General features: G+C 68.2%; 9 protein-coding genes. 5 read left to right on the top strand and 4 right to left on the bottom strand.

Annotation, left to right across the window (positions count from 1 at the left end):
• Window positions 1-18: 18 nt before the first annotated feature.
• From mtaB to ACFOWB_RS04765, 4 genes are all read right to left on the bottom strand, one after another.
• On the bottom strand, window positions 19-1,287 hold the full coding sequence (gene mtaB, locus ACFOWB_RS04780; RefSeq protein WP_261405587.1) for a tRNA (N(6)-L-threonylcarbamoyladenosine(37)-C(2))-methylthiotransferase MtaB: 1,269 nt from the start codon (window positions 1,285-1,287) through the stop codon (window positions 19-21).
• A 268-nt stretch (window positions 1,288-1,555) separates the two neighbouring features.
• Window positions 1,556-6,379, bottom strand: coding sequence for an NAD-glutamate dehydrogenase (locus ACFOWB_RS04775; RefSeq protein WP_261405588.1), 4,824 nt, complete (start codon window positions 6,377-6,379; stop codon window positions 1,556-1,558).
• A gap of 56 nt (window positions 6,380-6,435) precedes the next feature.
• Entirely contained in the window at window positions 6,436-7,323 is an 888-nt protein-coding gene (gene gluQRS, locus ACFOWB_RS04770; protein WP_261405589.1) for a tRNA glutamyl-Q(34) synthetase GluQRS, read from the bottom strand.
• A gap of 153 nt (window positions 7,324-7,476) precedes the next feature.
• Complete coding sequence (locus ACFOWB_RS04765; protein ID WP_261405590.1) at window positions 7,477-8,880, bottom strand: glutamine synthetase family protein; 1,404 nt, start codon at window positions 8,878-8,880, stop codon at window positions 7,477-7,479.
• A 467-nt stretch (window positions 8,881-9,347) separates the two neighbouring features.
• Between ACFOWB_RS04765 and ACFOWB_RS04760 the strand changes: the two genes are divergently transcribed.
• The 5 genes from ACFOWB_RS04760 to ACFOWB_RS04740 all read left to right on the top strand — a co-directional run bounded on the left by ACFOWB_RS04760 (window position 9,348) and on the right by ACFOWB_RS04740 (window position 14,081).
• Window positions 9,348-10,445, top strand: a complete 1,098-nt coding sequence (locus ACFOWB_RS04760; RefSeq protein ID WP_378145937.1) for a polyamine ABC transporter substrate-binding protein — start codon at window positions 9,348-9,350, stop codon at window positions 10,443-10,445.
• 162 nt (window positions 10,446-10,607) lie between these two features.
• A complete protein-coding gene (locus ACFOWB_RS04755) occupies window positions 10,608-10,904 on the top strand; it encodes a GIY-YIG nuclease family protein (RefSeq protein WP_261405591.1) in 297 nt (98 codons plus the stop codon).
• Between the two features lie 66 nt (window positions 10,905-10,970).
• Entirely contained in the window at window positions 10,971-12,140 is a 1,170-nt protein-coding gene (locus ACFOWB_RS04750) for an ABC transporter ATP-binding protein (protein ID WP_261405592.1), read from the top strand.
• Window positions 12,141-12,330: 190 nt separating this feature from the next.
• Window positions 12,331-13,263: an ABC transporter permease gene (locus ACFOWB_RS04745; protein WP_378145934.1), complete on the top strand. Its 933-nt coding sequence runs from the start codon at window positions 12,331-12,333 to the stop codon at window positions 13,261-13,263.
• A complete protein-coding gene (locus tag ACFOWB_RS04740) occupies window positions 13,260-14,081 on the top strand; it encodes an ABC transporter permease (protein WP_261405593.1) in 822 nt (273 codons plus the stop codon). Before ACFOWB_RS04745 ends, ACFOWB_RS04740 begins: the two co-directional genes overlap by 4 nt.
• Window positions 14,082-14,144: the final 63 nt, after the last annotated feature.

Raw genomic sequence — 14,144 nt, 5'->3', positions numbered from 1 at the left:
CGATCCCGGCGCCGCTCCTCATGATGAGCCCGCGACAGCGGGCGTCTCGAAGCACGCAGTTCCGGTCGTGAGCGCCCGCCCGTCATGGCCGGAGATCTCGACGTGGACAGTCGCGCCCTTCGGCGTGTCGACGGGCAGGCGCACATGCGTGAAGTCGGCGGCGCGGCCGACGCCGCGGCCTTCGGACAAGACCTCGAGCGTGCGGCCCACATGGGCGTCGAGATGGCGGGCGAGCAGCGCCTCGCCGGTCTCGCGCAGGCGCGCGGCCCGCTCCTTCACCACCTCGCCGCGGACCTGCGGCATGCGCGCGGCCGGCGTTCCGGGGCGGGCGGAGAACGGAAACACATGCGCGTAGGCGATCCCCGCCTCGTCGAGCAGCGCCCGGGTGTTCTCGAACATCGCCTCGGTCTCGGTCGGGAAGCCCGCGATCACGTCGGCCCCGAAGGCGACGTCCGGCCGGGCTCTTCGCGCAGCCTCGACGAATTGAAGGGCGTCGGCGCGCGAATGGCGGCGCTTCATGCGCTTCAGGATCATGTCGTCGCCGGATTGCAGCGAGAGATGCAGATGTGGCGCGAGCCGCTCCTCCTCCGCGAGCGTCCGCATCAGCGCGTCGTCGATTTCGACGGCGTCGAGAGAAGAAAGCCGCAGCCGCTTCAGCTCCGGGACCGCGCGCAGCACGTAAGCCACGAGATCGCCGAAGCGTGGGGCGCCGGGGAGATCCTGGCCCCATGAGGTGACGTCGACGCCCGTGAGCACGGCCTCCGCCGCGCCCTTCTCGACGACGCGGCGGATCTCGGCCACCACGATCTCCGCTGGCGTCGAGCGCGCCGCGCCGCGGCCGAAGGGAATGACGCAGAAGGTGCAGCGGTGGTCGCAGCCGGTCTGGACCTGCACGAAGGCCCGCGGCAGCAGCACGTCGGCCTCGGGCGGAGGCGGCGCGACGTCGCGGGCCTCGAACACGTCCGCCACAGCAAGAGGCGGCGCTTCTCTCGCCCACGTCTCCGGCCGCAGTTTCTCGGCGTTTCCGACGACGCGCGCCACCTCCGGCATGGCGGCGAAGCGCGCCGGCTCGATCTGCGCTGCGCATCCGGTGACGACGACCTCTGCGTCCGGCCGTTCACGCGCCGCGCGCCGCGCCGCCTGCCCGGCCTGCCGCACGGCTTCGGACGTCACCGCGCAAGAATTGACGATCGTGACGTCGCGGCCGGCCCGGCCGGCGAGCGCGCGCACGCTCTCGCCGTCTAGGGCGTTCAGCCGGCAGCCGAAGGAGATGACGTCTACGCTCAATGGGTCAGGTCGTTTCCAGTGGTTCGGCGGCAGCAACCGAGGGGCGACATGTCAGTCCCCCTCCCCCTTGTGGGGAGGGTTAGGGTGGGGGTGGCTCAGGATGGATCGTTGCAGATCAGCGTAGAGCTGCGTCACCCTTTGCGCCTCTTCCGGAGCCACCCCCACCCCCGACCCCTCCCCGCAAGGGGGAGGGGAGCAGGGAGGCGCGTTTCGCGTTCTCTTGGCCGAGGATATGACTCAGAGCGGTCCCGAAGACCACCGGCCCCCGTCAGGCCGTCTCCCTCGCCAGGTCCGCCAGCAGGCTCGCGGCGACCGAGAGGCGGGCGAGCGTGAGACCTGATCCCGCGATCTCCTGCACGGCGCGGCGCACCCTTGCGGCGTCGGGCGAGGCGTCCGCCCAGGCCGTCACCGCCTCCATGCCGGCCGCGCCCGGCGAGGCGGCGAGGGCCGCCACCGCCATGGCTCTGGCCGCGACGCCCACCTGGTCGAGCGCTCGATCCATCGCGATCCGGTCGTAATGGTCGGCCGCCGTCACCGACAGCGCCGCCTGAATCACCTTGCTGAGCTCGAAATGGTCGGCGACCGCGAACAGAGTTGCGGCCGCCTCGCCGATCGGGCGGCCGGTGCGCTCGCCGATCAGCACCGCGTCGCAGGCGCCCTCCATCGCGAGCAGCGCCGACATCTTGTAGGCGAGGCTTTCGGGCACGCCGTGCTTGGAAAACTCCTCGGCGCGCGCCGCTCGACGGGCCGCGACGTCCTCGCCGAGCGCCGCGTCGAGGCCCTCGCGGATCGCCGCGACGCCCGGACGGAAGCGCTCGACCGCGGCCGAGATCCCGGCCGAGAAGTCGAGGTTGCGCAGGAACCAGACGATCCGGTGGATGAGGAGATCACGCACGCCGGCGTAGAGCTCCAGCTGCAGCTTGCCCGGGATCTTCGTGTCGAGCGCGTCGATCTCCTCATTCAGCGCGTCGAACTCGAAGGCGTCGCGCGCGACCGCATAGGCGACCGCGATCCGGTCGGCGCTCGCGCCGGTCTGATCGGCGAGCCGCGTGACGAGGGCCGCGCCGCCGCGGTTGATCATGGCGTTGGCGAGCTTGGTCGCGACGATCTCGCGGCGAAGGCGATGGCCCTTGATCTCGCCCGCGAAGCGTTCGCGCATCAGCGTCGGGAAGTACGAGACGAGGTCGCGCTCCATGTAGGGATCGTCCGGCACGCCGCTTTCGAGCAGATCGTCGAACAGCGCGATCTTGGCCCAGGCGAGGATGACGGCGACCTCGGGCCGCGTCAGCGGATCGCCCGCGCGGGCGCGTTCGCCGAGCGTTGCGTCGTCTGGGAGCGTCTCGACGCCTCGGTCGAGCAGGCCGCGGCCTTCGAGCGTCTGCATCAGGCGCGACTGGAACCCCGCCTCCTCGACGCCGCCGCCGGTGGAGAGCGACAGCGCGAGCGTCTGGTCGTAGTTGTTGGCGAGCACCAATTCGGCGACCTCGTCGGTCATCGCGGCGAGGATCTCGTTGCGCTCCTCGAGCGCAAGCGCGCCGTCGCGAAGCGGGCCTGAGAACGCGATCTTGATGTTCACCTCGACGTCGGAGGTGTTCACGCCCGCCGAGTTGTCGATCGCGTCGGTGTTGAGCTTGACCCCGTGGCGCCCGGCCTCGATGCGTCCCTTCTGGGTCGCGCCGAGATTGGCGCCCTCGCCGATCACCTTCACGCGCAGCTCCGTCGCCGTGACGCGGATCGCGTCGTTCGAGCGGTCGCCGGCCTGCTCGTCGCTCTCGGTCGTCGCGCGGATGTAGGTGCCGATGCCGCCGAACCAGAGCAGGTCGGCCGGGCTCTTCAGGATCGCGCGCATCACCTCCTGCGGGGTGGCGGACGACTTCTCGAATCCGAGCGCCGCGCGGATCTCGGGCGAGAGCGGAATGGTCTTCAGCTGGCGCGAGAACACGCCGCCGCCGGCCGAGATCTTGGACTTGTCATAGTCGCCCCAGCTCGACCGGCCGAGCGCGAACACGCGCGCGCGCTCCTCGAACGAGGACGCCGGATCCGGGTTCGGATCGAGGAAGATGTCGCGGTGGTCGAAGGCCGCCACCAGCTTGATGGCGGGCGAGAGCAGCATGCCGTTGCCGAACACGTCGCCCGACATGTCGCCGACGCCCACCACCGTGAAGGGCGTGGTCTGGATGTCGACGTCCATCTCGCGGAAATGGCGCTTCACCGCCTCCCAGGCGCCGCGGGCGGTGATGCCCATGCCCTTGTGGTCGTAGCCCGCCGATCCGCCGGACGCGAAGGCGTCGCCGAGCCAGAAGTTGCGGCCTTCCGAGATCGCGTTGGCGGTGTCGGAGAAGGTCGCGGTGCCCTTGTCGGCGGCCACGACGAGATAGGGATCGTCCGGGTCGTGCCGCACCACCTCGAGCGGCGGGACGACGGCGTCGCGCTTCAGGTCGTCGGTGACGTCGAGCAGCGCGTTGATGAAGATCTTGTAGGCCTCCGTGCCTTCCGCGAACCAAGCCTCGCGGGGCCCGGCCGGAAGATGTTTCGGCACGAAGCCGCCCTTCGAGCCCACGGGAACGATGACCGCGTTCTTGACCTGCTGGGCCTTCACGAGGCCGAGAACCTCGGTGCGGAAGTCCTGCGGGCGATCGGACCAGCGCAGGCCGCCGCGCGCCACCTTGCCGAAGCGCAGATGGACGCCCTCGACGCGCGGCGAATAGACGAAGATCTCGTAGAGCGGCTTGGGCGCGGGCAGTCCTTCGACCTTCCGGCTCTCCAGCTTGAACGCGAAGGTCTGCTTCACGCGGCCGTCGCGGCTGGTCTGGAAGAAGTTGGTGCGGATCGTGGAGCGCACGAGATTCATGAAGCGGCGGACGATCGTGTCCTCGTCGAGGCTGTCGACGGCCTGGAGGCCCTCTTCGATCTCGGCCGCGACGCCGGCTTCCGACTCCACCCTCGCCGCCTCTTCGCGCGGGTCGAAACGGGCGTAGAACAGCTCCACGAGCTTGGCCGCGAGGCCCGCATGGCGGGTCAGCGTCGCCCACATGTAGTCCTGGTCATACGGAACCCGCGCCTGGCGCAGGTAGCGCGAGAGCGCGCGCACCAGCGCGATGTCACGCCAGCCGAGCCCGGCCTCGAGCGCGAGCGCGTTGTAGCCGTCGCTTTCCGCCTCGCTGTTCAGCACCGCGATCAGAAGCGACTCCAGCCGATCATCGAGATCCTTGGTGAGTTCGACCTTGGCGCCGCTCGCGCGCTCGAGCGTCATGTCGTGGATGAAGACGCGGCTGTCATGGGCGGCGCCCGCCCGGTCGACCCGGTAGGTGCGCTCGTCGATGACCCGGAAGCCCATGTTCTCCAGCATCGGCACGCGCCGCGACAGCGCGATCGGCGCGCCGTGGGAGAAGACCTTCAGGCGCAGCTCCGCCTCGTCGGGTCGGTCGTAGAAGTCGATTCCAAAGGCGCGGGAGCCGCTGAGGCGCTCGATATGACCGATGTCGATCACGGCGTCGGCCGCGCTCATGCGCGCCTCATAGGCCCGGCCGAAGGCCTGGCCGTAGAGGCCTGCGAGCCCGCGCGCCTTGCCGCCCGAGCGGCTCTCGGCGAGGGCGAGCCTCAGCTGGTCGGCCCAGCTCCGCACCAACGCGCCGAGCTCGACGTCGAGCGCATCCGGATCGACCGGATCCTTCTCGCCGGCGTCGAAGCCGAGCACGAAATGGACGCGCGCCAGAGGGCCTTCGGGAAAGCTCGGATAATAGGCCGAGACATGGCCGCCGAAACGATGCGCCAGATGCTCGCCGATGCGCGAGCGCACGGCTGAATCGTACCGCTCGCGCGGCACGTAGACGAGCGCCGACATGAAGCGGCCGAAGCGGTCGGCGCGGGTGAGCGCCTTGACCCGCGGTCGTTCGTAGAGCGCCAGAATCTCCATCACCGTGTCGAACAGCGTGTCGGCGTCGATCTGGAACAGCTCGTCGCGCGGATGGGTCTCGAGCACCGTCGCGAGCGCCTTGCCCGAATGGCTCTTCGGATCGAAGCCCGCGCGCTCGGTGACGAGCGCCGCCTTGCGGCGAATGAGCGGGGTCGAGCGCACCGGCCGCGTGAAGGCCGCGGCGGTGAACATTCCGACGATGCGCAGCTCGCCGACGAGCCGCCCCTCGCCGTCGAAGCGCTTCACGCCGACATAGTCCATGTAGAGACGCCGAAACACCTTCGACTTCACGCTCGCCTTGGTGACGATCAGCGGCTGCTTCTCGTGAAGGAAGGCGCGGATCTCTGGCGTGATGATCACCATCTCGGTCCCGCGCCGAAGCACGCGGGCGGAGGGGTCGCGCAGCGCCCCGAGACCGGTGTCGGAGATCTGCTCCAGCCAGTCGTCGTCGCCTTCGCCCTTCAGGGCGTAGTCGCGCGCGCCGAGGAAGATGAAGTCGCCGTCGGTCAGCCATTCGAGGAACTGAACCGCCTCGGCGATCTCCTCGACGGCGAGCGGCGGGGGATTGTCCTTGAAGGAGACGACCGCGTCGCGAACCGCCGCCACCATGCCCGGGAGATCCTCGGCGGCGCGACGAACCTCGGTGAGAACCTCGTCGAGGCCCGTGACCAGCGCGGCCCGTTCCTCGGCGCTGTCGAGCCTGTCGATGTGGAGATGGATGAGGCTCTCGCGCGGGCCGGCGTCGAAGCCGGCGCGGTCGGCGTCGCCGTCGAACCGGGAGAGCCGCCCTTCCGCGTCGCGCGCAACGCTCAGGATCGGATGCGCGACAAGGCGGACCGACAGGCCGCGCTCGCCGAGCTCGGCCAGAACGCTGTCGAGCAGATAGGCCATGTCGTCATTGACGATCTCGAGCACGGTGACGTCGCCGGCGCCGCCGAAATCATGGTCGGACAGGCGGATGTCGTGCGCGCCCGGCGCGCGGGCCCCCGAGAGATGCGTCCAGGCGCCCTGCGCGAGCGCGGCGAGGCCTGCGGGCGCAAACGGCGCGAGATCGGCCATCGCGGTGCGGCCGAACAGATCCTCGACGAAGTCCTCGGGCGGGCCGTCGGCCACGCTTCCCGCGCGCCGCGCGGTTTCCTGGATGAGGGTGGCGCGCGCGCTTTCGGCGTCGGACATCGTCTTATCCTCCCCTTTGGACGCCTATGGACGACGTCTCGGGTACGGAAATCGCCCTATGCCGACGATTTCAAGACATCCACCCGCAAAAGCGCGTCGACGGCCGCGATGACGTCGTCTTTCGACCAGCCGTCGGCCCGGAGCTCGCGCAACGACTTAGAGCCGCGCGACTTCGCTAATTTGGCGCCGTCGGCGTCGGACACGAGGCGGTGATGGCGATAGCTCGGTTCGGGCAGCCCGATCAGGCGCTGCAGCAACCGATGAACGGCGGTCGCGTAAAACATGTCCTGCCCGCGCACCACATGCGTGACGCCCTGGAGGGCGTCGTCGACAACGACCGCGAGATGGTAGCTGGTCGGCGTCTCCTTGCGCGCGAGGATGACGTCGCCCCAGCGCGAGGGATCGGCGACGACGGGGCCGGTCTCGCCTGCCGGGCCGCAGCCGGACTCCCGCCAGGTCAGGGTTTCGCCGCCAAGCGCGACGAGGGCTTTCGCCATGTCGAGACGGATCGCCTTCCGCGTTTCGTCGGGGCTGGGCTCGGCGCCCGGGATCGGAAGGCGCGGGGTGCCGTCAGGGTCGCGCGGCCATGGAGCGCCGGTCTCGCGTTCGATCCGGGCGAGCGCGGCCGCGATGTCGGCCCGGGTGAGCCGGCACGGATAGACGAGGCCCGCGGCGGCGAGCCGGTCCAGCGCCGCGCGATGGTCGTCGAGATGCTCGGACTGGCGGCGGATTTCGCCGTCCCAGCGGAGGCCGAGCCAGTCGAGATCCTCGCAGATCGCCGCGACGTGCTCCGGACGGGAACGCTGCGGGTCGATGTCCTCGATGCGCAGCAGCACCGTTCCGCCGACCTTCTCCGCCTCGCGCCAGACGCAGAGCGCTGAAAGGGCGTGGCCGAGATGGAGATGGCCTGTCGGGGAGGGGGCGAAGCGGAAGATGGGGGGCATGGATGAAGATGGACGTGCGTGCTTCGAGACGGCCCTCCGGGCCTCCTCAGCATGAGGGCCGTTGTGGAGTCCAAGAACCGCAAACATTCCTCATGCTGAGGAGCGCGCCCAGAAGGCGCGCGTCTCGAAGCACGCAGTCCCGTTCCGACCGCCTCACACGTTCAGCAGCAGGTACTCTCGTTCCCACGGGCTGATCACGCGCATGAAGGTCTCGAACTCCGCCCGCTTGATCGCGCCATAGGTCGCGGTGAAGGTGCGGCCGAAGACGTCCTGCAGCGGCTCGCAATTCTCGAAGGCGGAGACCGCCTCGAGGAGGCCGCGCGGCAGGTCGTAATCGAGACCGTGCGCCGAACCGTCGATCGGCTCGGTGGGGGTGAGCCCCTCGACCATCCCGAGATAGCCGCAGGCCAGCGACGCCGCGATCGCGAGATAGGGGTTGGCGTCGGAGGACGGCACCCGGTTCTCCACGCGACGCGCCTCCGCGCCCGAGGGCGGCACGCGGATGCCGGTGGTGCGGTTGTCGTAGCCCCACTGGACGTTGATCGGGGCCGAGGACTGGCGCGTCAGCCGCCGGTAGGAGTTCACGTAAGGCGCGAGCACGCACATCACGGCCGGCAGGTACTTCTGGGTGCCGGCGAGGAAGGCGAAGAACTCGCTGGTGGGCTTGCCGTTCGGATCGGAGAAAATGTTGTCGCCAGTCTTGGCGTTCCTCACCGACTGGTGGATGTGCATGGCCGAGCCGGGCTGGTTCGCGATCGGCTTGGCCATGAAGGTCGCGTACATCTTGTGCTTGAGCGCGGCCTCGCGGATCGTCCGCTTGAACAGGAACACCTGGTCGGCGAGCTCGAGCGGGGCGCCGTGACGGAGGTTGATCTCCATCTGGGCCGCGCCCTCCTCGTGAATCAGCGTGTCGATCTCGAGCCCCTGGGCTTCGGAGAACGAGTAGATGTCCTCGAACAGCTCGTCGAACTCGTTCACGGCCGAGATCGAGTAGGACTGGCGGCCGGTCTCGGGGCGCCCGGAGCGGCCGATCGGGGGCTCGAGCGGGTAGTCCGGATCGGTGTTCGGCTTCACCAGATAGAACTCGATCTCCGGCGCGATGATCGGCGACCAGCCCTTGTGGCCGTAGAGGTCGATGACGCGCTTCAGCAGCGAGCGCGGGCTCACCTCCACCGGGCGGCCGTCGCGGTGATAGGCGTCATGGATGATCTGCGCCGTCGGGTCGTTGGCCCAGGGCACGGTCGAGAGCGTCGACCAGTCGGGCTCGAGCACGACGTCGGCGTCGGTCGGATCGCCGCCGCCCGGCTCGTCCTCGTCGGCGTAGCCGCCCGAGATCGTCTGGTGGAAGATCGACGACGGCAGGTTCATGGTCGGCGACTGGAAGAACTTCTGCGCCGGCATGATCTTGCCGCGCGCGACGCCCGCCTGGTCGGGGATCAGGCACTCGAGCTCTTCGATGCCGCGCTCGTCGACCCATTCGCGCGCCGCCTCGACGTCGGTCGCGCCGCGTCGATCGGCGATCGCGTCGCGCAGGCCGGCCCGCTTTTTCTTGCTCATGTCTTCCGCTCGATGTCGTCGTCGCGCCGCCCTCGGCCGGGCGTCGCCGGCGTTCTGGCGGCCGACCCGAGCCGGCTTCGTCGCGATCGGCCGGCCGCGCGTCGAAACGCGGGCGAGGCTCGCTGAGGGCGCTCCCGGATCGGGTCAGGGAGAGTTCTGGCGAAAGCGGCCCCCCGGACGGAAGGAGAATTCCGCCGGCGCGGCCTGTGCGGCCGCGCCATAAGCCTGCCCGAGCCGGAGGGGCAAATCAATCGGGGCCGCCCGGCGAGCTTTGGCCGCAGGCGGCGGCCTGGCGATGAAGCGGTAATCCGATGCAGCCGGCCCAGACGCCCGCCGCGGGGCGCCCGCCCGCTGGGCTTGCGGCGCCGCGGGAATGAGCTTGCCGCGCTGTTGTGCGTTTCAAATGCGGACGTTAGCCTCTGGCCGTCCGCCCTCGCGCCGGGTCGGGGGCGTGAGGGATTTCGCGCATGACGAAGAACGGTTTCCTGAGCGCCTGCGTCGCGGCGGTCGGCCTTGTCCTCGGAACGGCGGCGGCCGGGGCAAAGGAGGTCCGGGTCTACAACTGGTCGGACTATATCGACGACCAGATCCTCAAGGACTTCGAGGCCGAGACCGGCATCAAGGTCGTGTACGACGTCTTCGACAGCAACGAGATCCTCGAGACCAAGCTTCTCACCGGCAAGACCGGCTATGACGTGGTGGTGCCCTCCGCCACCTTCCTGTCGCGCCAGATCAAGGCCGGCGTGTTCCAAAAGCTCGACAAGTCGAAGCTGCCGAACCTGTCGAACGCCTGGCCCGAGATCTACCAGCGGATCGCCAAATACGATCCCGACAACGCCTATTCGATCAACTACATGTGGGGCACGACCGGCATCGGCTACAATGTCGACAAGGTCAAGAAGGCGTTCCCGGACGCGCCGCTCGACTCTTGGGCGCTGGTCTATGACCCGGAGAACCTGAAGAAGCTCAAGGGCTGCGGCGTGATGTTCCTCGACAGCCCCGAGGACCTGATGCCGTCGGTGCTGAACTATCTCGGCATGTCGCCCGACTGGTCGAACGTGAAGAACGTCGAGAAGGCCGCCGAGCATCTCGCCAAGCTCAAGCCCTACGTCACCAAGTTCCATTCGTCGGAATACATCAACGCGCTCGCCAACGGGAACATCTGCGTGACCGTCGGCTATTCGGGCGACATCTTCCAGGCCAAGACCCGCGCGACGGAAGCCGGCAAGGGCGTCAACGTCGAATATTCGCTCCCGAAGGAGGGCGCGCAGCTCTGGTTCGACGAGATGGCGATCCCGGCCGACGCCCCGCACCCGGAAGAGGCGCACATCTTCCTGAACTACATGCTGAAGCCGGAAGTGGCGGCCAAGGCCTCGAACTTCGTGTCCTACGCCAACGGCAACCTGAAGTCCCAGGAGTTCCTGGACGCCTCGGTGAAGGACAACACCTCGATCTACCCGACGGCCGAGGTGCTCGGGAAGCTCTACACCGTGCCGGCGATCGAGGATCCGAAGGTGCAGCGCTCGCTGACCCGCGCCTGGACCAAGGCCAAGAGCGGGCGGTGACTGGCTAGGGCGTCGAACGGCGCCGGATCTGAAAGGCGTCATCCCGGCCGAGCGCAGCGAGAGCCGGGATCGCTCTCAGGGGAGGGCGCTCTACTCGGAACACGATCCCGGTTCGACGGCTTGCGCCGTCGTCCGGGATGACGGTGGTGGGGGTAAGGCGACGTGGAAAAGCGCTTCTTCGTCTACATCCTCGCGACCCGGAAAGACGGTCCCCTCTATGTCGGCGTAACGAGCGACCTTCCCGGCCGCATCGCGCAGCACAAGGCGAAGGTCGTCCGCGGCTTCACCGAGAAATTCAATGTGGACCGGCTGGTGTGGTTCGAGGCTCATGAGGGAGCCGAAGCCGCAATCGTCCGCGAGAAGCAGATCAAGCGGTGGCGGCGAGACTGGAAGACGGAACTGATCGAAACGAGCAATCCTGACTGGCGCGACCTCTACGACGAAATGGCCTCGTTCTGAAGGCGATCCCGGCTCTCCGCTTCGCTGCGGCCGGGATGACGTTTCCCTCCTTCTCGCGGATCCCAAATGGCGCCCAAAACCGGCTCTCAAAAAGCCCTCGGCCCGATCCGGCGCTCCTTCGCGCCGTGGCTTGATCCGAGTTCGGTCCCGCTCATCCGCTTCGAGAACGTCGTCAAGAAATTCGGGGCCTTCACGGCCGTCGACGACGTCTCGCTCGACATTCACACCCGCGAGTTCTTCTCGCTGCTCGGACCGTCCGGCTGCGGCAAGACCACGCTGATGCGCATGCTCGCGGGCTTCGAGCAGCCGACCGCGGGCCGCATCACGCTCGGCGGCGAGGATCTCGCGGGGATCCCGCCGTACAAGCGGCCGGTCAACATGATGTTCCAGTCCTACGCGCTGTTCCCGCACATGACGGTCGCGCAGAACATCGCCTTCGGGCCCAAGCAGGACGGCACGCCGAAGGCCGAGATCGCGTCTCGCGTCGAGGAGATGCTGGAGCTCGTCAAGCTCACCCCCTTCGCGTCGCGCAAGCCGCACCAGCTCTCCGGCGGACAGCGCCAGCGCGTCGCGCTCGCCCGCTCGCTCGCCAAACGCCCCAAGGTGCTGCTGCTCGACGAGCCGCTCGGCGCGCTCGACAAGAAGCTGCGCGAGGAGACGCAGTTCGAGCTCATGGACCTGCAGATGGAGCTCGGCCTCACCTTCCTGATCGTGACCCACGACCAGGAGGAAGCCATGACGGTGTCGGACCGCATCGCCGTGATGAACCACGGCAAGCTGGTCCAGGTCGCGACGCCCGGCGACATCTACGAGCAGCCGAACTCGGCCTACGTCGCCGACTTCATCGGCAACATCAACATCTTCGACGGCGTCGTCGAGAGCGCCGCCGTCGGCGAGACCCGCATCAAGGGCGAGGATCCGGGCGGCGACTTCCTCGCCGCAAGCGAGACGTCAGCCGCCGCCGGCGCCAAGGTGAAGCTCGCGGTCCGGCCGGAGAAGATGCGCATCTCGATCGAGCCGCCGCCGGAAGACGCGAAGAACGTCCTCAAGGGCGAGGTCTGGGACCTGGCTTACATGGGCGACTGGACCGTGGTGTTGGTGAAGATCGACGGCTCGGAAAAGGTGGTGCGCGTCAGCCGCGCCAACATGACCCGCACCGAAGCCAAGCCCATCGCCTGGGACGACCGCGTCCATGTCTGGTTCGCGCCGGACGCCGGCGTCGTGCTGACCTCGTGAGGCGGGCGATGCAGAGCGCTCCCACTTCCGTCCCCCTCTCCCGCTCGCGGGAGAGGGTAAGGGTGAGGGGGCGTCACGATGATCTCGCGCGACCCACATCGGTTCGTCAGCCGTCGGAAAGCGCAGCGCCGCTCACCCTCACCCCGACCCTCTCCCGCTTGCGGGAGAGGGGGCAGAAAGCGGCCCGTCCATGACCGCCCCCGCCCTCCCCAAACGCGTCGGATCGAGTCAGCTGAAGCGCTGGTTCGTGATCGCGATCCCGTATCTGTGGCTCGCCTTCTTCTTCCTCGCGCCGTTCTTCATCGTCCTGAAGATTTCGCTGTCCGACACCACGATCGCGCAGCCGCCCTACGAGCCGCTGCTCGACCTCGCCAACGGCTGGCAGGGCGTGAAGGACTGGTGGGCCGGGCTCGACTTCGAAAATTACGGCCTGCTGTTCGACGACGAGCTCTACTGGCGCTCCTATCTCTCGAGCCTCGAGATCGCAGGCGTCTCGACCCTCATCGCGCTCGCGATCGCCTACCCGATGGCCTACGCCATGGCGCGGGCGCCCAAGACGCTCAGGCCCACGCTGCTGATGCTCGTCATCCTGCCGTTCTGGACGTCGCTGCTGATCCGCGTCTACGCCTGGATCGGCATCCTCAATCCGGAAGGGCTGATGAACCAGTTCCTGCTGTGGACCGGGATCATCTCCGAGCCGATCTACATCATGAACACCGAGACGGCGGTCTATATCGGCATCGTCTACTCGTACCTGCCGTTCATGATCCTGCCGCTCTATTCGAGCCTCGAAAAGCTCGACGACACGCTGCTGGAGGCGGCGAGCGACCTCGGATCGCCGCCCTGGAAATCCTTCTGGCAGATCACCGTGCCGCTCTCGCTGCCGGGCGTGATCGCGGGCTGCTTCCTCGTCTTCATCCCGGCGGTCGGCGAGTTCGTGATCCCGGATCTGCTGGGCGGGTCCGAGACGCTGATGATCGGCAAGACGCTCTACAACGAGTTCTTCCTGAACCGCGACTGGCCGGTCTCCTCCGCGCTCGCGGTGCTGCTGCTGCTCGTGCTCGTCGTGCCGATCGCGGTCTACAACAACGTCCAGGCCAAAGAGCTGGGGAGCGCGAAGTGACCCGGGGCCTTTCCTCCGTCAACATCGCGGCGCTGACGTTCGGCTTCGCGTTCCTCTACCTGCCGATCCTGCTGCTGGTGATCTACTCGTTCAACGACAGCCAGCTGGTGACCGTTTGGGGCGGGTTCTCGACGCGCTGGTACGTATCGCTCTGGCACAACGAGCAGTTGCTCGAAGCCGCCTGGGTGACGGTGCGGGTCGGGGTCATTTCCGCGACGCTCGCCACCGTGCTCGGCACGCTGGCCGCCGTGACGCTGGTGCGCATGGGGCGGTTCCGCGGCCGCACGCTGTTCTCCGGCATGGTCTACGCGCCGCTTGTGATGCCCGAGGTCATCACCGGCCTCTCGATGCTGCTGCTGTTCGTCGCCATCGGGCTCGATCGCGGCTTCATGACGCTGACGATCGCCCACGTCACCTTCTCGATGTGCTTCGTGGCCGTCGTGGTGCAGTCGCGGCTGATCTCGTTCGACCGCAGCCTCGAGGAAGCCGCGCTCGACCTCGGCTGCCCGCCCTTCAAGGCGTTCTTCGTGGTGACTTTGCCCATCATCCTGCCGGCGATCGTGTCGGGCTGGATGCTCGCCTTCACGCTCTCGATCGACGACCTCGTGATCTCGCAGTTCACCACGGGCCCGGGTGCGACCACGCTGCCGATGCGGATCTATTCGTCGGTCCGGCTCGGCGTGAAGCCCGAGATCAACGCGGTCTGCACCATCCTGATCGCGATCGTGACCACGGGCGTCATCATCGCGTCGATCGCGACCAAGCGCGCGGAGGCCGAGAGGCAGAGAGCCGAGCGCGAGGCCGCGGCGGGGCGCTGAGGCGCGGGCATGACGGTGGAGATGGTCGCGCCTCAAGTGAGTCCGCCCTAGTTCCAGATCGCG

It is taken from the genome of Chenggangzhangella methanolivorans (assembly GCF_042648545.1).
GTDB lineage: Bacteria > Pseudomonadota > Alphaproteobacteria > Rhizobiales > Methylopilaceae > Methylopila > Methylopila methanolivorans.
Note: the sequence above shows the minus strand (reverse complement) of the source record. Positions and strands in the feature narration are given on the sequence as shown.